Raw genomic sequence first — 21037 nt, 5'->3', positions numbered from 1 at the left:
GCCCGGGGCCGGGGATTCCATAAGGAATCCCCGGCCCCGGGTTTTCTCATTCCTTGCGCAATTCTCCTGTTCAGCACGCAATTCGGGGCAATTCCTCCGGTCCTCCGTAGAGCTGTCCTCCAAACTCGACGTCAAGATTGTTGAACAATTACGGAAATTGAGGCATTCTTTTACCAAGAGGTTTTCACGAGACGGGGATCACAATGCCATATATAGACCTGAATTCGGACGTCGGAGAGTCCTTCGGCAACTGGAAGATGGGCGACGATGCCGCCATCTTCACCTCCGTTTCCTCCGCCAACGTCGCCTGCGGCTTCCACGCCGGAGATCCGAGCACCATCGCCCAGACCTGCCGCGATGCCGTGGCAGCCCAGGTCACCATCGGCGCCCACGTGGGCTACCGCGACCTGGCAGGCTTCGGCCGCCGCTTCCTGGATTGCTCCGCCACCGAACTGGCCGATGACGTGCTCTACCAGCTCGGTGCCCTGCAGGCGCTGGCCCGCAGCGCCGGCAGCGAAATCAAGTACGTCAAGCCGCACGGCGCCCTGTACAACACCATCGTGCACCACGAGGTGCACGCCCAGGCTGTCATCGATGCCATCAAGGCCTTCGGCACCGACCTGCCGGTGCTGCTGCTTCCCGGCTCCGTTGCCCTGCAGAAGGCCGAAGCCGCCGGCCTGCGCGGCGTCGCCGAAGCCTTCGCCGACCGCAACTACACCCCGGAAGGCACCCTGGTCTCGCGCCGCGAAGCCAACGCCGTGCTCCACGACCCGGCTGCGGTCACCGAGAACATGGTCCGCCTGGCCACCGAAGGCACCATTGCTGCCGTGGACGGCAGCACCATCAAGATGCCTGCCGAAAGCATCTGCCTGCACGGCGACACCGCCGGCGCCGTGGCCATGGCCAGCGCCGTGCGCGCCGGCCTGGAACACGCCGGCGTGCAGATCCGGAGCTTCGCGTGAGCATCCGCGCCATCCACCGGGCAGGATCGCACGACCTGCTGGTAGACCTCGATTCGCTCGACTCGGTGCTGGCGCTCACTGCCGTGCTGGAAGCATCCCCGCTGCCCGGGCAGCGCGACCTGCTTTCTGCAGCCCAAACCCTGTTCCTGAAATTCGGGACCTCCGAAGAAGCCGCCCAGGCCAGCGAGCAGCTGCCCGGACTGGACATCGGCGCTGTTGCGCACGCAGCTGGCAAGGTCGTCGAGGTTCCGGTGCACTATGACGGCGAGGATCTGGCTGCCGTGGCCGAACTGACCGGCCTGGGCATCGACGGGGTCATCAAGGCCCATTCCGGCCAGGCCTGGCGTGCGGTGTTCGGCGGCTTCGCCCCGGGCTTTGCCTATCTGCTCGGCGAGAACCAGCTGCTGAATGTCCCGCGCCGCGATACCCCGCGCACCAAGGTGCCCGCTGGCGCTGTCGCACTGGCTGGGGACTACTCGGCCGTCTACCCGCGCCAATCTCCCGGCGGATGGCAGCTAATCGGCCATACCGATCTGCAGATGTGGGACTTGGACCGCGAGAATCCTGCGCTGATCCGCCCGCAGGACACCGTGAAGTTCATTCCTGCCACCGAAAGGATTTCCCTCCAGGCACCGGCCACCCAGCCCGCCACCGTGCAGGATCCCGGCGTCGGAGGCCTGCGGATCGTTGATCCCGGGCTGCAATCGCTGCTGCAGGATGCCGGGCGCATCGGCTACGGCAACCTGGGTGTCGGCGTCGCCGGCGCAGCCGACCCGGCAGCCTTCCGCCAGGCCAACCGCCTGGTGGGCAACCAGCCAGGGCAGGCAGTCATCGAGAACCTCGGCAGCCGCCTGAGCATCGAAGCCGTTCAGGACCAGGTGCTGGCGCTCTCCGGAGCCGAAGCCGAACTGTGGATCACCCCGGCCGAGGACGATGAGCTGCGCACCCCGCGCCGGGTGGCGATGAACGCGCCGTTCGCCCTGCTGCACGGCGAGCGCCTGGATGTTGGACCAGCTGGGCGCGGGCTGCGCAGCTACCTCGCGGTGCGCGGGCGCATCGCGCAGGAGCCGGTCCTCGGCTCGCTGTCCACCGATACCCTCTCCGGGCTGGGCCCCGAGCCGTTGCAGGCCGGGAGCATGCTTGAGGTGCAGCGCCAGCGCATCGGCCACATTGTCGGCAACAGCGAACCGAGCACCCTGCCGGTACCGGACGCTAGCGGCGTGTACACGCTGCGCGTCATCCCCGGTCCGCGCGCCGACTGGTTCGGCCCGGCAGGCCTTGAGCAGCTCACCGCGCAGGTCTGGGACGTCACCAGCGAATCCAACCGCGTGGGCGTCCGCCTGGCTACCGGGCAGCATCCGCTGCAGCGCGTGCGCGAAGGCGAGCTGGCCAGCGAAGGCGTGGCCCGCGGATCCCTGCAGGTGCCGCCCTCCGGCCTGCCGGTGCTGTTTCTCGCAGACCACCCGGTGACCGGCGGCTACCCGGTGATCGCCACCGTCATTGCCGAAGACCTGAGCGCAGCCGCGCAGCTTCCTCCCGGAAGCAAAATCCGATTCATCCTCCAACCCGCTGCCGGCCACGCGGCATCTGACGCCTAAGGAATTGCCTTGAAGAAAGTACTCATCGCCAACCGAGGCGAAATCGCTGTCCGCATTGCCCGGGCCGCCACCGACGCGAACATTGCTTCGGTAGCCATCTACTCTGATCCGGATGCCGACGCGCTGCATGTGCGCCGCGCCGACGAGGCGTACCCGCTGCACGGTTCCACCGGTGCCGAGACCTACCTGGATATCGAGAAGATCATCGGCATCGCGAAGCGCAGTGGAGCCGACGCGGTGCACCCGGGGTACGGCTTCCTCTCAGAGAATGCGAACTTCGCCCAGGCCGTCATCGATGCAGGGTTGAGCTGGATCGGCCCGTCGCCACAAGCCATCGAGGCCCTGGGCAACAAGGTCACCGCCCGGCAGATCGCGGTCCGCGCCGGCGCCCCGCTGGCCCCCGGCACCGACGGCCCGGTGGCCGATGCCAGCGAGGTGCGCGCCTTCGCCGAAGAGCACGGCGTTCCGGTGGCCATCAAGGCCGCATTCGGCGGCGGCGGCCGCGGCATCAAGATTGTCCACGCTCTGGAGGAGATCTCCGATGCCTTCGAGTCCGCCACCCGCGAGGCCACCGTGGCCTTCGGCCGCGGCGAGTGCTTCGTGGAACGCTTCCTGTCCAAGCCGCGCCACGTCGAGGCGCAGGTGCTGGCCGATACCCACGGCAACGTCGTGGTGGTCGGCACCCGCGACTGCTCGCTGCAGCGCCGCCACCAGAAGCTGGTGGAAGAGGCCCCGGCACCGTTCTTGACCGATGAGCAGCGCGCCCGGATCCACGAATCCGCCAAGGCGATCTGCAAGGAAGCCGGGTATGTCGGGGCCGGCACCGTGGAATACCTGGTGGCCCAGGACGGGCTGATTTCCTTCCTGGAAGTCAACACCCGTTTGCAGGTGGAGCACCCGATCACCGAGGAAACCTCGGGCGTGGATCTGGTGGCCGAGCAGTTCCGCATCGCCGATGGCCTGCCGCTGTCCATTACCGAGGACCCGCAGCCAACCGGCCATGCCATCGAATTCCGCATCAACGCCGAGGACCCGGCCCGCGGCTTCCTGCCCGCCCCAGGCACCGTTGAGCGCTTCGAAGCGCCCACCGGCGCCGGGGTACGCGTGGACTCGGGCGTGCGCAGCGGCTCGGTCATTCCCCCGTTCTACGACTCGATGATCGCCAAGCTGATCGTGCGCGGGGCGGACCGCGACCAGGCGATCCGCCGGGCCCGCCTGGCTCTGGAGGAAATCAGCATTGCCGGGGTCCCCACGGTCCTGCCCTTCCACCGTGCAGTGATCGAGCATGAGGCGTTCAACGGCGATTCGCTGGGTGTCTACACCACATGGATCGAGGACGAGTTCCTCAACGAAGTCGAAGCTAGTGACGAAATGGATCTGGACCAGCGCGACACCAGCCGTGAGACCATCACCATTGAGCTCGATGGCAAGGCAGTCCAGCTGGGTCTTCCCGCGGCGCTGACCAATGCCCTGCGCAATACCTCGGGGGGCGGCAGCACCGCCGCCTCGCAGGATGAGGATGGCGGAGCAGTGGATGCCGCCGCGGTACGCAGCACCATGGACGGGAACCTGGTCCGCTTCGCCGTGGAAGATGGCAGCGAGGTCACCGAAGGGCAGAGCGTAGCCATTGTCGAGGCGATGAAGATGGAATCCACCATCACCGCGCACCGCGGTGGCATCTTCCAGGCCGCGGATCTGGGCGCCGGGGCGGCCCTGCGCCGCGGCGACACCCTGGGCACCATCGGCTAGCGTCGTGGCCACGCCGTCCAACGGCACAGGCCAGTTGGGATAAATTGGAAGCATGAACGCCACCAACAGCATCTCGCAGCAATCCAAGGCTCCCCACGCGCACAGTGGACCTTGGGCGGCAAGCGTGTTGCGCCGCCGCATCGCCGAAGGCGAGCTGCTGCCCGGGGACAAGCTTTCCGAGCAGGCCTTGGCTGAATCGCTGGGGCTTTCGCGCAATACCTTGCGCGAAAGCTTCACCTTGCTCAATAGCGAGCTGATCATCACCCGCATCCCCAACCGTGGTGTTTTCGTGGCCTCGCCGGATGCTGATGACGTACGGGAAATCTATGCGGTACGCCGCACCGTCGAACCGGCTTGCCTGGCCTGGGGTGAAGGCCTGGACGTGGATCGGCTGGAAGAGATCATCGCCGAGGCGCGAGCCGGACTGGCTGCTGGCGATGTGCCGCGGATGGCCAGCGCGAACCAGGCATTCCACGAACAGCTGGTGGCCTCCTCGGATAGCGACCTGCTCCAGGAGCTGATGGGCCGTGTGCTGGCCCGCATGCGCCTGGTCTTCCATGCCATGAGCGATGCCCCGGATTTCCATTCGCACTACGTAGAGCGCAATGCGCAGCTGCTGGAGTTGCTGCGCGCTGGAAAGCGCATGGAAGCTGCACAGACCTTGCGCGACTATCTCGACACCGCTGAAGCCGAATTGCTCAGGCACATCGAGGATCGTTCCAACTAGCTTTCCAGCTGGTCATTGCCTTTCCTGCGTGCGATTTCCCTCTCATGCGCCTTTGGATTTTCCCACTGGCCTGCGGGTGGATCCGTGTTTCCAGAATTCAATCCGTCGACGCTGCAGCGCGCATCTTCCGCTGTGGCCCTAGACGCGAATTCCGGGATCTTCCCGGGTATTCTCCACTGCAGCCACCGTTCCATGCGGTTCCACGGTGTATTTTCGGTGTCCTTGCCTCCCAATGCGAGCAGCAGCTGGATGCCTTTCCAGCTGCTGCCGCTGAGCCAACCACAACCCAAGCAAGCACATAGATAGCCGACGTATGGTTTAACGAAGCCATTGCGTGCCGTCGCCGTTTCGTTACGGCCTCGGACGTTCTCCCCAGCTTGGAAGGTCGCTGAGTCCGTGAAATTGCCCGTAGCCGAATTGCATATCCATCTTGAAGGAACGCTGGAGCCAGAGATGATCATGGAGCTGGCGGCAAAGAACGGTGTCGAGTTGCCGTACGCCTCCGTTGACCAGCTGCGCGCAAAATACGAATTCAGCAATCTGCAGTCATTCCTCGACCTGTTCTACGAGAACATGGTGGTGCTGCGCACGGCCGAGGACTTCCGTGAAATTACCCTGGCCTACCTGCAGCGCGCCCATGACTCGGGCGTGCGCCATGTGGAACTGTTCTTCGACCCGCAGGCCCACATCCAGCGCGGCCTGGGCCTGGGCGATGTCATTGCCGGCATCCGTGCCGGCCTGAATGTGGGGCTGGAGCGCTGGGGAATCTCCCACAAGCTCATCGCCTGCTTCTGGCGCCATGCCCGGGCGGCCGAAGCAATGGACTTGATGAAGCTGCTGGTCGCCGAGAAGCACGACATCGATGGCATCGGCTTGGATTCCTCGGAGCTGGGATTCCCGCCCGAACTGTTCCAGGAAGTCTTCGACTACGCCCGCGCCCACGGTCTGCACGCCGTAGCCCACGCGGGCGAGGAAGGACCGGCAGACTACATCTGGCAAGCGCTGGACCTGCTGAAGGTTGAGCGCGTGGATCACGGCATCCGCTGCCTGGATGACCCGGCGCTGGTCCAGCGCCTGGTCGAGGAGCAGATGCCGTTGACCGTCTGCCCGCTGTCAAATATACGGTTGCGTGCAGTGGACACCATGGCAGACCATCCGTTGCCGCAGATGCTCGAAAAAGGCCTGAAGGTTTCGGTGCATTCCGATGACCCTGCTTACTTCGGCGGATACATGGATGCCAACTTCGCCTCGCTCATGGAAAGCTTCAACTTCAGCACCGAGCAGCTGGCCACGCTGGCGAGCAATTCCTTTGAATCCACCTTCCTGGATGAAGCATCCAAGCAGGAGCTGCTTGCTGAAGTCCAGGCCTGGGTACAGCAGCAGAACCGTTAAAGAAATGAACGCGGCAGCCTTTTGGGGGAAGGCCACCGCGTTCAGTCTATGGGGGCTAGGGAACCTGGTACTGGGAATCCCTGATATCGGTGATGAGCATGTGCCCGGGCGCATGGCCGATGGCCAACGCCGGGCGGGACTCCATCACTGCCGCCTGCGGCGTGACACCGCAGGCCCAGAACACCGGAATCGTCCCTTCCGGGATCTGCACTGCATCGCCGAAGTCTGGTGCGCGCAAATCCTTGATGCCCAGCTCTTCCGGGTTCCCGATATGCACCGGCGCCCCGTGAACGGCCGGATAGCGGGAGGTAATCCGCACCGCGTCGGCCACCTGCGAGGCAGGAATCGGGCGCATGGAGACCACCATCGGACCTGACATCGCTCCGGCCGACTGCGAGCGGATATTGGTCTTGTACATTGGCACGTTCACGCCCTGGTCGATATGCGCGATGGAAATGCCGCTTTCCATCAGTGCGCTCTCGAAGGTGAACGAGCAGCCGACAATGAAGGTCACCAGATCATCTCGCCAGTACTCGGACAGGTCGGTGGGTTCAGCCACCTTGACCCCATTTTCGTAAACCATGTACTTCGGCACGTCGGTGCGGATATCTCCGCCTTCCAGCAACTCGTTGCTGGTCTGCCCGGCTTCCAGGACACCGAGGATCGGGCAGGACTTGGGGTTGCGCTGGGCAAAGAGCAGCACATCGAAAGCCAGCTCCTGGGGAACGATGATCAGGTTTGCCTGCGCGTATCCGGCACTGATTCCCGCGGTCGGGAGCACCTGTCCGGCACGGAACAGCTCGCGGGCCTCGCTCGGGGCCATGGCCGCACGTTCGGTCTGCCCGAGGCTCGATAAGTCCTTCATGATTGCCTTTCTCCTAGCTGTTCCAGAGTGCTGCCAGACCCGAAATCGAGTTCCAGCCGAGATAGACGCTGAGCAGCCAGGTCAAGGCACCAATGGCCAGCAGCGCTTTCGGGTACTCATAGCCGTGGAGCAGGTCGCGGCGGCGCCATGCCACCCAGAGCAGCACCGCGAATCCCACGGGAAGGATCAGGCCGTTGAAGGCTCCGGCAAAGATCAGCAGGGTTGCTGGCGCCTGGCCCAGGAACATGTAGATGATGCCGCAGACCACGATGAAGGCCACGGTGATCAGGTTGCGGGTGCGCTCCGGGGTGGTGCGCTTTGTGATGAAGGAAACCGAGGTGTAGGCGGCACCGATCACGCTGGTCAGTGCTGCGGCCCAGAGGATGACGCCGAAGGCACGGATGCCGATCGGGCCAGCTGCGTGGCCGAAGGCCTCAGCCGCCTTGTTGTCACTGGTCAATGCGACGCCACCGGCCACAACGCCCAAGATCGCGAGGAAGAGCAGCACGCGCATGACGCCGGTGACGATAATCGCCAGGGTGGAGGTATTGGAGATCGCCTTGACGTGTTCCACGCCCGAGGTGCCCGAATCGATCATGCGGTGGGCGCCGGCGTAGGTGATGTAGCCGCCAACGGTGCCGCCGATCAGGGTGGTGATGATCAGGAAGTCGATCTTCTCGGGGAGCACCACGTTGCGGATAGCGTCGCCCACCGGAGGGGCCGCCACGATTGCCACGTACAGCATCAGCAGGATCATCACGGCGCCGAGCATCACCACAATGCGGTCCAGAGCCATGCCTGCCTTCTTGGACAGGAAGATCAAGATGGCAACGACCGCGGAGATGGCGCCACCGATCTTTGCATCAACGCCAAGCATGGCGTTCAGGCCCAGGCCGGTACCGGCGATGTTGCCGATGTTGAAGACCATGCCGCCGATGAAGACCAGCGCGGCCAGGAACCAGCCGATGCCCGGCAGGACCTTGTTGCCCAGTTCCTGGGCACGCATGCCGGAAACGCCGATGACGCGCCAAACATTCAGCTGGACGGCGATGTCCACCAGGATGGAGACGACAATGGCGAAGGCGAAGGCCGCGCCAATTTGGACCGTGAACTCTGTGGTCTGGGTGATGAAGCCCGGGCCGATGGCGCTGGTGGCCATCAGGAACATGGCACCGAGCAGCGCTGTGCGCCGTGCCTTGCTGGTTTGAGATGTTGACTCAGGAAGTGCCATGCTGACGTTCCAATGCGATAGTGGTGACAACCGTCACAAGGTCAATATGATGCAGATGACTTTACAGGTTGTTCAACAACTTTGGCAACAGGTTGTTGAACAATTTACCTGCCGGACACAATACGTGGTGCAACTTCGATGAGTGCAGATTCATCGGCGACGGTTGGTACCAGAATTAAAACCCTGCTTCACCAGCACAAAATAGCGCAATAGCTCGTAGCCGTCCCGAGCTTGCCGCGGTTAGACGCCAACGACAGATTCTTTTATTTCGTAGTGCTCCGTTTCGGAAAATACAGATTCGGCCGCGTTGCGCGGGCTTCCCAATCCCCTCGCATCAACGGCTGGCGCAACTTGCACGTGGATTAGTTTTCAACTGAAGCCGGACGTCTATCGGCACCATTGGAAACTCACGAAGGCGAGGATTGCGGCGAGGCCATGGTTCGACAACCATACTGATGACTCCGCCGCTATTCGGCTAGGCCAACGGCCTGAACCCAAGTCGTCGATAGAGTTCCAACGCAGCGCCAGAGGTTCCATCGCCAATCCTTAGACTCAACGTGTCATCACCTCGCTTCTTGCACGCGGCCATGGCAGCGACAATCAAGGCGTTGCCCAGTCCATGTCCCTGATGCTGTGGATCAACGAAGAGGTCGATGATGAATGGCCCCAACAGGTCTTCATCCCAAATCGATTCTTCGACAACAAAAATCGCCCCAATCGGCTTTCCTTGGTGCAGCGCGACGAAAGAAGCATCTTCGACGAGTTGGCCGAACTCGTGGGCAAAGGTTTCCTCCATCTCGGTTTGCGCTTCGGCAAGTGTTGCAGCCGCAATGCCCGGCGGGTATGCCGCGAAGTACGCAGCAGCTAGGGCTACCGAGGAAGATGATTTGGCATTGCAGATTTCCGCGTACGAAGACACTGCAGGAGTGAGATCTGATTGATGAAGGTCAACTTGTAGAACGTCCGAGGGCATGGCAAATCCATTCGTTAGGTTTTCTGAAATAGTTGAGAGAAAACTTTATGAACGGAACATGCCTCGAATCTACCAGTGCAAAATCCATAGGTCCACGCCCTGCAGCAATGCTTTGGCCGCTGGATCTGGTTGACTGTGAGGGTGTTATCCAGCAGCGAGCACGAGGAGCCACCACAGCCAATGTATATCCGGTACCAAGCGGGCGTTCCGAATCATCGAGGAATATTCCCCGGTGTCTTCGGACTTGCCAATATCCTCGCCCGCGAGGGCAAATTGAGCGATGCTGAATGGGCTGCTTGGAGGTCTGGAAATGACTGGTTCAATGCTGCATATCCGGATCCGGCGGCATCGAATCCGGATGTCTACAATCCTCAGGTGAATCCCAGCGCAGCAGCTTGGTTCAAGGACACCGCAACACACCTGTTGGAACGCGTCGAGCCGTACTTGGAACTTCTTGCACGGCATGGTGTGGAAGTTGTGCGACTTGCCAGTGTTGATCCGGGGAGAATCATCTACGAAGACACAGTGCAGATCGTCGTTGTTCCGCACGAATCCCCAAGCTGACAACTGCTCAACGTCGATAGCAATTCATCGGTGAGCTGTGAGCCGGTCCCGCCCGCCTTGCGTCCTTATCGGGCGTCCCGGAATTTCTACAGCGAGGCAAAACTCCAGCAGGGGAACTGTGGGAAACATCTTAGGTTGCTGGAATCGTTGCATTTGCAGGCCTGCGAAGCCAAACTGTCGTGAATCCCTCGGCCATGTCTTCTTCGAAATCGAACATGAAGCCACGCCGTCCGTAGAACTGCCGGGCAGCAGAGTTTCCTTTCACGAATTCAATCCTCACGTCTTGAGCCGGGCCGATGGCAGCTAGGGCGGCGTCCATAAGGGCACTGCCAATTCCGCGGCCGTGGGCTTCCGGCAGGACATAGATTTTCCAGATGACCGGTTCCCCCTCAAACAGCCCCAACGTCAGTGTGCCGACGGCTTTCCCATCCTGAGAAGCGATGAATGTCGTGTCATCCGTAATGGATGCGCTTACCGAGCCACGAGACCACCAAGTATTGAGGTTGTCCATGACGAAATCGGGACTGGTGAAGCTGAGGTACGTTGCAGGCCATGTCATTAGCCCAATTGACCGAATGTCATCTACATCATCAAGGTTCGCAGTTCGAATCGAAAGGTTTTCCATGCTCCCGAATCTACCGTAGTAACGCGAGAATGTTGGGTGGCTCAGTGATAATGAAACGATTAGCTGACCTGGTACGTGTTCGAAAGTCTGAATCTTCATGAGTTTTAGGTTCCCCGATGCCCGGCCTGCAAAAGACCTGCCACCCCCACGCAGTCTGGCAACGGATACTACAGGGCACTACCGTTTCTCATCCCCTACTCGGAGGAGCAATGCTTGCTAATGAGTGCGGCGAAGCGGCGCTTGTCCACGTTATCCGGGACCGCGAAGCCAGTACGCTTCTTAGAGATCGCGCCGCGGGCCACGTCGGTCAGGTTCTCTACGTCCTCGCGGTTGGGAACCCATCCCTCGTGCCAAGCTGAGGCTAGCGCCTGACGAATGGCACTACGCTGGTTGGCGTCGAGCTGCGTAAACAGTTCCGGCCAGCGTTCCTCGATATCAAACTTCTCGGCCAAGGTTGGCTCCTTCCATGAAAGTTGCCCTACTCAATTTTACCGAGTCGCCCGAGAACGATCCATCGATAGTCACCGTTGGTTTCGGTATCGGGGATAAAGTTCAGGCAGTCTCGCCCTGGCGCGCCACCTGCATTCCATGCCATCACCAAGGAGAGTCGGTTCGATACAACTGTTGTCCCATAATGCAGGACTAGAGTTGTTAGACAAGTAGTCAATATAGCTGTATAAGCAAGTTTCCTTGCAGACTGAAACGTAACAACGGGGACGCGGCTGTTCAGAACGACAGGGAAACACAACAAAAGCATGGTGCTGGGCATAGGCGAAGGCAGACCGATTCCGGCGGCTCCCGATGCGGCGGTCCGTGCCCCAGCCGTGCATATATCCGTCAAGCACCGCGGGCCGTGCAGCCAGCGCGGCAAGCGCTGGCTGCACGGCCCGAAACGGCGTGGCTAGTTCCTAGTGGAAGAAGTGGCGTGCACCGGTGAAGTACATGGTGATGCCAGCTTCATTCGCGGCCGCGATGACTTCCTCATCGCGCACCGAGCCGCCTGGCTGCACGACAGCCTTGACGCCGGCGTCGATCAGGATCTGCAGTCCATCGGCGAACGGGAAGAATGCATCCGAAGCGGCCACTGCTCCCTGCGCGCGCTGCTCGGAAGCACCGGTGGCGTTTTCGGCACCGCCGGCGGCATCTGCGCCGGACTCGACCTTCACGCCCAAGGTGTTGGCGCGCTCCACTGCCAGCTTGCAGGAGTCGATGCGGTTGACCTGGCCCATGCCGATGCCCACGGCGGCACCGTCCTTGGCCAGCAGGATCGCATTGGACTTCGCGGCGCGCACGGCGCTCCAGGCGAATTCCAGATCTGCCAAGGTCGCGGCGTCAGCTGCCTCGCCGGCGGCCAGGGTCCAGTTCGCCGGGTTGTCGCCCTCGGCGTCGATCTTGTCGCCGGCCTGGACCAGCATGCCGCCGGAGACCTGGCGGAATTCGTTCTTGTTGCGGCCATAGCCATCTGGCAGGGCCAGCAGGCGGATGTTCTTCTTGGCCGAGAGGATCTGCACTGCTTCCTCTTCGAAATCTGGGGCAATGACAACCTCGGTGAAGATGCCCTTGACGGTTTCAGCCATTTCCTTGGTGACCGTGCGGTTGGCGGCGATCACGCCGCCGAATGCGGATACCGGGTCGGTGGCGTGCGCCTTGCGGTGCGCGTCGGCAATCGGGTCTGCAGCGTCATCCGAGGCCACTGCCACACCGCAAGGGTTGGCGTGCTTGATGACGGCAACTGCTGGCTTCTCGAAGTCGTAGGCGGCGCGCAGTGCGGCATCCGCGTCCACGTAGTTGTTGTAGCTCATTGGCTTGCCGTGCAGCTGGTCGGCCTGGGCGATGCCGGCCGGGGCGGCCTCATCCACGTAGAGCGCTGCCTGCTGGTGCGGGTTCTCGCCGTAGCGCAGCACCTCGGCGCGCTGCAGGGCCACGCCTGCATAGGCTGGCCAATCGATGACGCCGTCGCCGTCCTCGTCGAGGAACTGGCTGGCGGTCCACGAAGCGACCGCGGTGTCGTAGGCTGCAGTGTGCGCGTAGGCCTTGGCGGCCAGGCGCTGGCGGGTCTTCAGATCGAAGCCGCCATCGGAGGCAGCGGAGATGACCTGCGGGTAGAACGCCGGGTCAACCACGATGGAGACGGCGGCGTGGTTCTTCGCTGCCGAGCGGACCATGGCTGGGCCGCCGATGTCGATCTGCTCGACCACTTCGTCCTGGGAGGCGCCGGAGGCGACGGTCTGCACGAATGGGTACAGGTTCACCACGACCAGGTCGATCTGCTCGATGTCCATCGAGGAAAGGGTGTCCATGTGCTCGGCGACGCGGCGGTCGGCGAGGATGCCGCCGTGGATGCGCGGGTGCAAGGTCTTGACGCGTCCGTCGAGCATTTCAGGGGAACCGGTCACTTGCTCGACCTCGGTCACGGGAATTCCAGCGGCGGCGATCTTCTTGGCCGTGGAACCGGTGGATACCAGTTGCACGCCTGCTGCATGCAAACCAGCGGCCAGCTCCTCCAAGCCGGTCTTGTCGTAGACGGAAATCAGCGCGCGACGGATAGCGACTTTGTCCAGCACGGTCTTACTCACGAAATTTTTCTCCCGGCGGTGAGAATGAATGGGGCGGGCAGCGCAGAGGCCACCGCCAACATTCTAACCAACGAAGGCACCGGAATTTCAGTTCGTGTCAAGCCCCTTCGGATAGTGCGGAAAGCTGCGGGAAATACGTGGAAAGCTGCTTGTCAGTCAGGCAAAGCTGCAGGAGCTTCTCAGCATGCTCCTCATCTGCGACATAGGCCACCAGATCAACCTTGGTCCGTTCGTTCAACTCTTCGCGCAAGGAACGGGCCACCGCAACCAGCGTGTGGTAGTAGCGCTTGATGGTCGGTTCCCAGCCTTCGCGTGCGGCCAGCCCTGTCATCGCATCGGACCACAGGGTAGCCGCCGGGTCTTCGCATAAATCAATGGATGACCAGTGCCAATCGCTGGGCTCCCACTTATCCGAGTAGAAGCTCTCCGCGTCGTCTTCTTCCAGATCCGCTTCCAGGGAGGCCAGGACGTCATCGAGGTCTTCCCCGTCGGAGTCCTCGTCATCTTCCGGCTCGTCGTCCTCGTCCTCGGAATCCGAGATCAGCAGCGAATCTTCTTCCAATGTGACGGTTTCGGGTTCAAGGCTTCCATCGCCTTCGGCATCGGGACGGTCTTCGTAGTCGGCAGGCTCATCGGTGTCCTCGCCGCGTTCCACCAGTTGCTCGCGGGACTCGGTGAGGCGGTCGCGTTCCAGGGCCTGCACCGAGTTCAGGGCCAGCAAGGGCATGGCGATGGTTTCGCTTTCCTCGGTGCTGACGCCATGCAGGGCAATGGCATAGAAGTCTTGGTCCGGGTGTCCAGCTATCACTTCCGCTGCGTGTCGAAGGGCAGTCACCCGTATAGCCTCTTCGAGAGCGGTCCAATCTACTCCCATGTCCGAAGATTACTCCCTTGCCGTCGCTTGCAACAGGCCTTGACGTGGCGCGAGAAGAAGCGTAGAGAGCTACACCTGCGCTCCGGTTTTCGGCTATGCTTCACGCGGTACACACCAATTCCGCTCGCACACCGAAAGGTGCACCACTGTGTCTTCCGCACCCCCGCCCTCTGGCACGACCATCGTGCAAGAGCTGCCATTCAAATGGAAGGTGCAGGGCACCATTTTCATTATCGGCGGCCTCGGCTTCATGTTCGATGCTTGGGACGTCACCCTCAACGGCGCGTTGATTCCACTGGTCGCCGAGGAGTGGGGGCTGGATCGTCCCACCGCGGCCCTGCTGGGCACCTCCAACCTGGTGGGCATGGCCGTAGGCGCGTTCCTCTGGGGCGGGATCGCCGACAGGTACGGTCGCAAGAACGCGTTCAGCCTGACGCTGCTGATGTTCTCGCTGTTCACCGTCCTCGGCGCGCTGTCGCCGAGCTTCGGCTTCTTCGTCGCCTTCCGCTTCCTGGCCGGTGTCGGCCTGGGCGGCTGCATCCCGGTGGATTATGCGCTGGTTGGCGAATTCACGCCGGCGAAGCTGCGCGGACGTGTGCTCACCGCCATGGATGGCTGGTGGCCGGTGGGCGCGGCGCTGTCCTTCTTCGTCTCCGGCTGGGTGATGGCTACCGCGGATAATTGGCGGCTGATCCTGGCAGTCATGATCCTGCCGGCGTTCATGGTGTATCTGGTGCGCCGCTCCATGCCCGAGTCCCCGCTGTTCCTGGCGGCCAAGGGCCGGGATGCGGAAGCCCGTGCGGTCATCGACCAGCTGGTGGAACGCACCGGGGCAACCAAGCGCGACTACGTGATCGAGCCGGTGGAGCTGGAGAAGGCTCCACGCTGGTGGGAGCAGGTGGCCTCGTTGTGGCGGTATTCATGGAAGATCACCGCCACCAGCTGGCTGCTGTTCATGACCATTCTGCTGGTCTACTACCTGGCATTGACCTGGTTGCCGTCGATCCTCACCGAAGCCGGAATGGCCCAGTCCGCGTCCTTCTTCGCCACCGCGGTGATGGCGCTGATGGGCCTGGCAGGCGTCGTGCTGGCCGCCTGGCTGGTGGAGCGGGTGGGCCGCAAATGGCTGCTGGCGATCTCTGCCCCGCTCTCCGGCCTCGTGCTGGTCATCGTCGCGCAGAACCTCGACGTCCCGGCGGCCGCGATTGGCTGGGTGCTGGTGTTCGGCGTCATTGTCCAGGTGGCCATTCCGGTGCTGTATGCCTACGTTTCGGAGCTGTACCCCACCGAGCTGCGGGCCAGCGGCTTCGGCTGGGCCTCGACCATGTCGCGCTTTGCCGCCGGTTTCGGCCCGCTGATTTTCGCGGCACTGTGGCCCGTGGTGGGGCTGGGCTGGCTGTTTTCCGGCGCGACCGCGCTGGTGCTGCTGGCCATCCTGTTCATGGCACGCTTCGCACCGGAAACCCGCGGACTGCAGCTGGACTGAATCTCTCCCCCAATAGCGAATGCCGGCACCATGGGTGCCGGCATTTTCTAGTTCTGCGCAGGTTGCGGGCGCAAGCCGTCACGCATGATCTGCACGATGCGCTCTTCCAGGCCGGGCTGGCTGTTGCTGAAGGCCCGCGGCAGCGGACGGGTCATGGACCCGACGGCGGCAATCAGTTCCAGCCCGGAGATGTCGGCGCGAACCAGCTGGGCGTTCTTGGCCAGTTCCAAGGCGGAGTTCAGGGTCTTGGATGCCTCGGTTTGGGCTTCGAGGATGCGTGGGCTGACCTTCTTGGGCAGCTGCAGCCCCAGTGCTTCGCTCAACGCCCCGAGATTCTGCTCGATCAGCGTGCCCAGCAGGACATCCCAGCCCTCTGCCTCATTCGCGTCAAGCCGCTCGATCGCCTGCTGCGAGGCGCTGCGGATATCCTCCAGCATGACGAGGGTGACTTCCTCAACCAATGCCAGCCGATCAGCGAAGTTCCGGTAGAGTGTGCCGATGCCGACACCGCTTGCCTCCGCAATGGTTTCCATTGCAATCTGGGCGCCGTGTTCGGCAAATAATTCACGAGCAACTCGAAGGATGTTCTCACGTCGCCGAAGAGCATCTGAACGCATGAGCGGATTCCGTTCTGGGGGAACTTCCAGGTCGCGGCTTGCCACCTGTCGAATTTACGATATCGGACGGGCAGTGCTGAGACGAAGCGGAAATCATCATTCCAGATAGAAATGTTTCTTCCGCACCGGAAGCCATTCCGCGTTTGCGCGAAACCGTGCTATCCCTAGGATCCAGGACCGCTAGGCCAAGGAAGCAGAGGATATGCGTTTTCAACTCATCAGGCATGGGCAAACCCCGTCGAATGTTGCCGGGAAGCTCGATACTGCTTTCCCCGGTGCCAGTCTCACCCCGCTGGGCCATCGCCAGGCTCGCGCCCTGCCCCGGGTATTGGGCAACGGGCAGCTGCAGTCGATCTACGCCTCGACGCTGAACCGCACGCAGCTCACAGCCCAGCCGCTGAGCGAGTCAATTGCAGAACCGGTGCACATCATGGACGGCCTTGAAGAAATCTCGGCGGGCGAGCTGGAAATGCTGGCAGATGAGGCATCGCGATCCGCCTATGCCACGTGCCTGCGTTCCTGGATGCACGGCGATTGGGAGCAGAACATGCCCGGCGGGCCGAACGGCTACGACTTCATCGAGCGCTATTCCAAAGCCTTGGAATCCATCGCGCAAGCGCAGGACTACTCTGGAACCGCAGCGGTTTTCAGCCATGGTGCGGCCATTCGCGTCTTCAGCGCCTGGGCCACCAAGATGTCCCCCGATGCGGCATCGCAGCTGGTCATCGAGAACACCGGCGGCTCCCTGCTGGAGCTGGGCGTCGGCGGGCAGTGGTCGCTGGCTCGCTGGGATACCGAACCGCTGGGCGGCGATTTCGTCCGCGATGCCCTCGACCAGGATGTCACCGGCGGCGAGGACGACGCGGCCTGAGCCCTGCCTTCTTCTGGCGAACGCGAGTTGGACCAGCTCAGCACCTGATATTTCGGTAGTCTGGCTAGGGAGCTCATTTTCTGCGGAGCGCACAAACGGAAGGCCCTGATGCACGACGACATTTCCCTGACTATCGGACGCGTCCGCCGCGTTCTGACCGAGCGTATCCTTCCAGCGATATATTCGGAAACCCTGCCGCTGGATCTGTCATGGCATGAGCTGCCCGGCGAGCCGGTCACCCCGGCCGAGGGCCTGGCACTGGACTACCAGCCGACCTCCGTCGGCACGCCCTGGGGCGCGGCGTGGGGCACCACGTGGTTCCACCTGCAGGGCCGGGTGCCGTCGCAGTGGGCGGGACGCCGCGTCGAAGCGGTGATTGATCTGGGCTTTGACGTCAACATGACCGGCTTCCAATGCGAGGGACTGGTGTACCGCCCGGATGGCATCACCATCAAGGCGGTCAACCCGCGCAACCAGTGGGTGCCAATCACTGCGTGCGCCGAAGGCGATGAGGCCATCGACCTGTATCTGGAAGCCGCCTCCAATCCGGTGCTGCTCGACTACCACCCGTTCCTGCCCACCGAGCAGGGCGATATCCTCACCTCCTCCTCGCGCCGCCTGTACACCACCCGCCGGATGGACCTGGCGGTCTTCGAGCCCGTGGTGCATGAGCTCTCCCTGGATCTGGAAGTGCTGCTGGATTTGCAGGAGCAGCTTGGGCAAACGCCGCGCAAGATGCAGATCCTGCAGGCCATGGACAACGCCCTGGACGTGCTGGATCTGCAGCGCATCGCGCAGACCGCGCAGGCCGCCCGCGATGAGCTGGCCGAGGTCCTGGCCGCCCCGGCGGAACACAGCGCCCACCAGATTTCGGCCATCGGCCACTCGCACATCGACTCGGCCTGGCTGTGGCCGCTGCGCGAAACCATCCGCAAGGTCTCGCGCACCTGCTCCTCGATGGTGGAGCTGCTGGGCGACGAGGAAGAATTCCTCTACGGCATGTCCAGCGCCCAGCAGTACAAGTGGCTCAAGACCCACCGCCCGGAAGTCTGGGAGCGGGTCAAGCAGGCGGTAGCCGACGGGCGTTTCCTGCCGCTGGGCGGCATGTGGGTGGAATCGGACACCGTGATGCCCTCGGGCGAATCGCTGGTCCGCCAGTTCCTCTACGGCCAGAATTTCTTCCGCAAGGAATTCGGCATTACCTCGAAGGGCGTCTGGCTGCCGGACTCCTTCGGCTACTCCCCCGCCCTGCCGCAGCTGATGCGCCGTGCCGGCTTCGAATGGTTCTTCACCCAGAAGATCTCCTGGAACCAGCAGAACAAGTTCCCGCACCACACCTTCGACTGGGAAGGCATCGACGGCTCGCGCATGTTCAGCCACTTCCCGTCGATGGACACCTACAATTCGCAGCTTTCCGGCGAGGAGGTCGCCAAGGCATCGCGCCAGTTCCGCGAAGCGCGGGTCACGAACAATTCCATCGCGCCGGTGGGCTGGGGCGATGGCGGCGGCGGCACCACCCGCGAAATGACCGGCAAGGCCAAGCGCCTGGCCAACCTGGAAGGCAGCGCGAAGGTGGCCTGGGAACACCCCAACGACTTCTTCGACCGGGCCAAGGCCGAACTGCCCAACCCTCCGGTCTGGGTGGGCGAGCTCTACCTGGAATTGCACCGCGCCACGCTGACCAGCCAGCACCAGACCAAGCAGGGCAACCGGCGCACCGAGCAGCTGCTGGTCGAAGCCGAGCTGTGGGCCGCCACCGCTGCGCTCTGCACCGGAGCCGACTATCCCTATGAACTGCTTGACGAACTGTGGGAGACGGTGCTGCTGCACCAGTTCCACGACATCTTGCCCGGCACCTCGATTGCGTGGGTGCACCGAGAGGTCGTGGCCCGCTATGCGCAGGTGATCGAGCAGGCCGAAGCACTGATCCGCACCGCCCAGCAGCAGCTGGCCGGCGAAGGTTCCACCCCGATTGCGTTCAACGGCGCCGCGTTCACCCGCAATTCCTTGGCCTTCGGACAGGCCAAGCCGGTGCAGCCTGCTGCCGCGTCCCAGGTCAGGGCAACCGCCGTGGACGGCGGCTATGCCCTGGAGAACTCGCTGGTTCGTGTGGCGATCAATGCCCAGGGCCTGCTGACCTCCGCCGTGGATCTGGCCACCGGCCGCGAAACGATCGCCGCAGGCCAGGAAGCGAACCTGCTGCAATTGCACCAGGACTTCCCGAACATGTGGGATGCCTGGGACGTGGACAAGTACTACCGCAACCAGGTCACCGACTTGCGCGAGCTCGACAGCCTTGAGCTGTCTTCGCGCGAGGACGGCAGCCAGGTCGTCACGATTGCCCGCGGCTTCTCGCAGTCCACGCTGGTGCAGGAACTGTCGCTGGCTCCCGGCTCGCGGACCCTGCAGATCTCGCAGAGCACCGATTGGCATGAGGCCGAGAAGTTCCTGAAGGTCTCCTTCCCGCTGGATATCCGTGCGGAGCACGCAATTGCCGAAACGCAGTTCGGCTACCACAAGCGCGTGACCCACGTGAATACCAGCTGGGAAGCGGCGAAGTTCGAAACTTCCATGCACCGCTTCGTGCTGGCCGAGGAGCCCGGCTTCGGCGCGGCGCTGGTCAATGATTCCATCTACGGTTTCGATGTCACCCGTGATGCCAAGGACGCGGAGGTCACCACGACCATGCGGCTTTCGCTGCTGCGTGCCCCGCGCTTCCCCGACCCGGAAACCGACCAGGGCGTGCAGACCCACCGCTACGGCTTGGTGATCGGCGCAGACGTGGCCACGGCAACTGCGGCCGGCGCGTTGCTGAACAGCGAAGAGCGTGTCATCGACGGCGCGCAAGGCGTGGACCCGCTGGTTACGATATCCGGCGAGGGATTGGTGGTCTCCAGCGTGAAGCTGGCGGCTGACCGCTCCGGCGATCTGGTGGTGCGCGTCTACGAATCCCTGGGACGCCGTGCCAGCGGCAGCTTGCGGGTCAATGCGCAGATCTCGCAGGCATCCACCGTGAGCCTGCTGGAAGACGAACTGGACAGGCAGTGCATCGAACTGGCCGATGGCGCAGTGCCACTGAAGCTGGGCGCGTTCGAAGTACGCACCCTGCGCTTCACTGTGGCCAAGTAGCCGCAGGAGCCACAGGCCGGGCCGGCACGCTGCGTCGCGTGCCGGCCCGGCTGGTTTCCCGACGATGATTGCCAGGGATTATTGGATCATTGCTTATTGGATCATCGTCCCGTCGGGAGCCACCGCGAACCAGACCCCGCCGACGCCTTGCCCGGCAGTATCCCCGGGCTTGGCATCCTGGGCAAAGGTGTACAGGGGCATGCCGTTGAGCGTCAGATGCTTTTCGCCGTCGGGGCTTTCTATGGTGCCGACTTCGCCGGTGACACCCTCCAGGACCGGCTCATCGCTCGTGGTCGTGGCGATCGGCCACTTGGCCAGGCAATCGCCGGTGCACGCGCTGCTCGTCGTGCCTTTCTCATCTTTGGTGAAGTAGTACAGGGTCATGCCCTGCGAATCCACCACAACATCTCCCAAACCGGTGGAGGCAACACCCAAGTCAGCGCCGGACCCGCTTTCGCTTGGCGCTTCGCTGGCGCTGTCTACCCCGCCGCCATAACCGCCACCATAACCGTCCCCGCCGCCATTGCCGGAACCGGTGCCGCCGCTGCATCCCGCCAGCAGCAACGCCGCGGAGCACAGGACTGCCATTGCAACCGCAAACGGCTTACTGTTCTTCTTGCCCATGGTCATTCCTCTCGTCATGCAGGCTCAGCCGCATTCTCGGGCAGCGTGCTTGCCACGCCTTCACCCACTAAGACGTAGTGAATCGTGATCTGGTTCACCCGCCAGGGAAGTTCTTATGCATACTTGGGGCATGGGTGAACTATTTGCCGCTGCGCTGCGTCTAGGGAAGTGAAG

Annotated in this window: 18 protein-coding genes; 9 read left to right on the top strand and 9 right to left on the bottom strand. The window is 62.9% G+C overall.

From position 1 onward, the window contains the following. The first annotated feature begins 203 nt into the window (after positions 1 to 203). The 5 genes from ANI01nite_RS12230 to ANI01nite_RS12210 all read left to right on the top strand — a co-directional run bounded on the left by ANI01nite_RS12230 (position 204) and on the right by ANI01nite_RS12210 (position 6428). Positions 204 to 962, top strand: coding sequence for a LamB/YcsF family protein (locus tag ANI01nite_RS12230; RefSeq protein WP_141358297.1), 759 nt, complete (start codon positions 204 to 206; stop codon positions 960 to 962). Then, positions 959 to 2560 carry a 5-oxoprolinase subunit B/C family protein gene (locus ANI01nite_RS12225; RefSeq protein WP_141358295.1) on the top strand — a complete coding sequence of 534 codons (1602 nt, stop codon included), beginning with the start codon at positions 959 to 961 and terminating at the stop codon, positions 2558 to 2560. The genes ANI01nite_RS12230 and ANI01nite_RS12225 overlap by 4 nt, the downstream gene beginning before the upstream one ends. Positions 2561 to 2569: 9 nt before the next feature. After that, entirely contained in the window at positions 2570 to 4309 is a 1740-nt protein-coding gene (locus ANI01nite_RS12220) for an acetyl/propionyl/methylcrotonyl-CoA carboxylase subunit alpha (RefSeq protein WP_141358293.1), read from the top strand. Positions 4310 to 4361: 52 nt separating this feature from the next. Continuing rightward, positions 4362 to 5036 carry a GntR family transcriptional regulator gene (locus ANI01nite_RS12215; protein ID WP_141358291.1) on the top strand — a complete coding sequence of 225 codons (675 nt, stop codon included), beginning with the start codon at positions 4362 to 4364 and terminating at the stop codon, positions 5034 to 5036. A 396-nt stretch (positions 5037 to 5432) separates the two neighbouring features. Continuing rightward, on the top strand, positions 5433 to 6428 hold the full coding sequence (locus ANI01nite_RS12210; RefSeq protein WP_141358289.1) for an adenosine deaminase: 996 nt from the start codon (positions 5433 to 5435) through the stop codon (positions 6426 to 6428). Positions 6429 to 6483: 55 nt separating this feature from the next. Here the strand turns inward: ANI01nite_RS12210 and ANI01nite_RS12205 are convergent, their stop codons facing one another. From ANI01nite_RS12205 to ANI01nite_RS12195, 3 genes are all read right to left on the bottom strand, one after another. Next, positions 6484 to 7293, bottom strand: coding sequence for a putative hydro-lyase (locus tag ANI01nite_RS12205; protein ID WP_141358287.1), 810 nt, complete (start codon positions 7291 to 7293; stop codon positions 6484 to 6486). Positions 7294 to 7306: 13 nt separating this feature from the next. Next, positions 7307 to 8524: an NRAMP family divalent metal transporter gene (locus tag ANI01nite_RS12200; RefSeq protein WP_141358285.1), complete on the bottom strand. Its 1218-nt coding sequence runs from the start codon at positions 8522 to 8524 to the stop codon at positions 7307 to 7309. Between the two features lie 475 nt (positions 8525 to 8999). Beyond that, positions 9000 to 9497, bottom strand: a complete 498-nt coding sequence (locus tag ANI01nite_RS12195) for a GNAT family N-acetyltransferase (RefSeq protein ID WP_141358283.1) — start codon at positions 9495 to 9497, stop codon at positions 9000 to 9002. Between the two features lie 180 nt (positions 9498 to 9677). Between ANI01nite_RS12195 and ANI01nite_RS12190 the strand changes: the two genes are divergently transcribed. Continuing rightward, the gene (locus ANI01nite_RS12190) at positions 9678 to 10061 is read left to right on the top strand and encodes a hypothetical protein (protein ID WP_141358282.1); all 384 of its coding nucleotides are present in this window, start codon (positions 9678 to 9680) and stop codon (positions 10059 to 10061) included. Between the two features lie 130 nt (positions 10062 to 10191). Here ANI01nite_RS12190 and ANI01nite_RS12185 read toward each other — a convergent pair whose 3' ends face one another. The 4 genes from ANI01nite_RS12185 to ANI01nite_RS16855 form a co-directional block, all read right to left on the bottom strand. Continuing rightward, positions 10192 to 10686: a GNAT family N-acetyltransferase gene (locus tag ANI01nite_RS12185; RefSeq protein ID WP_170214642.1), complete on the bottom strand. Its 495-nt coding sequence runs from the start codon at positions 10684 to 10686 to the stop codon at positions 10192 to 10194. Between the two features lie 194 nt (positions 10687 to 10880). Next, on the bottom strand, positions 10881 to 11138 hold the full coding sequence (locus tag ANI01nite_RS12180; protein ID WP_141358278.1) for an antitoxin VbhA family protein: 258 nt from the start codon (positions 11136 to 11138) through the stop codon (positions 10881 to 10883). Positions 11139 to 11594: 456 nt separating this feature from the next. Continuing rightward, on the bottom strand, positions 11595 to 13262 hold the full coding sequence (purH, locus tag ANI01nite_RS12175; protein ID WP_141358276.1) for a bifunctional phosphoribosylaminoimidazolecarboxamide formyltransferase/IMP cyclohydrolase: 1668 nt from the start codon (positions 13260 to 13262) through the stop codon (positions 11595 to 11597). 97 nt (positions 13263 to 13359) lie between these two features. Further along, positions 13360 to 14097, bottom strand: coding sequence for a hypothetical protein (locus ANI01nite_RS16855; protein WP_174787686.1), 738 nt, complete (start codon positions 14095 to 14097; stop codon positions 13360 to 13362). A gap of 187 nt (positions 14098 to 14284) precedes the next feature. On the opposite strand from ANI01nite_RS16855, the gene ANI01nite_RS12165 reads away from it, so the two are divergent. Then, positions 14285 to 15622, top strand: a complete 1338-nt coding sequence (locus ANI01nite_RS12165; RefSeq protein ID WP_141358274.1) for an MFS transporter — start codon at positions 14285 to 14287, stop codon at positions 15620 to 15622. 47 nt (positions 15623 to 15669) lie between these two features. On the opposite strand, the gene ANI01nite_RS12160 is transcribed toward ANI01nite_RS12165, so the two are convergent. Beyond that, on the bottom strand, positions 15670 to 16239 hold the full coding sequence (locus tag ANI01nite_RS12160; RefSeq protein ID WP_141358272.1) for a TetR/AcrR family transcriptional regulator: 570 nt from the start codon (positions 16237 to 16239) through the stop codon (positions 15670 to 15672). 202 nt (positions 16240 to 16441) lie between these two features. Here ANI01nite_RS12160 and ANI01nite_RS12155 point away from each other — a divergent pair, with 202 nt between their 5' ends. Both ANI01nite_RS12155 and ANI01nite_RS12150 read left to right on the top strand, forming a co-directional pair. After that, positions 16442 to 17110, top strand: a complete 669-nt coding sequence (locus tag ANI01nite_RS12155; RefSeq protein ID WP_141358270.1) for a histidine phosphatase family protein — start codon at positions 16442 to 16444, stop codon at positions 17108 to 17110. Between the two features lie 108 nt (positions 17111 to 17218). After that, the gene (locus tag ANI01nite_RS12150) at positions 17219 to 20239 is read left to right on the top strand and encodes an alpha-mannosidase (protein ID WP_141358268.1); all 3021 of its coding nucleotides are present in this window, start codon (positions 17219 to 17221) and stop codon (positions 20237 to 20239) included. A gap of 93 nt (positions 20240 to 20332) precedes the next feature. Here ANI01nite_RS12150 and ANI01nite_RS12145 read toward each other — a convergent pair whose 3' ends face one another. After that, complete coding sequence (locus ANI01nite_RS12145; protein WP_255314529.1) at positions 20333 to 20863, bottom strand: COG4315 family predicted lipoprotein; 531 nt, start codon at positions 20861 to 20863, stop codon at positions 20333 to 20335. Between the last annotated feature and the right edge of the window lie 174 nt (positions 20864 to 21037).

The organism is Glutamicibacter nicotianae (assembly GCF_006539525.1).
Lineage (GTDB): Bacteria > Actinomycetota > Actinomycetes > Actinomycetales > Micrococcaceae > Glutamicibacter > Glutamicibacter nicotianae.
This window is presented reverse-complemented; position numbering and strand designations above follow the sequence as displayed.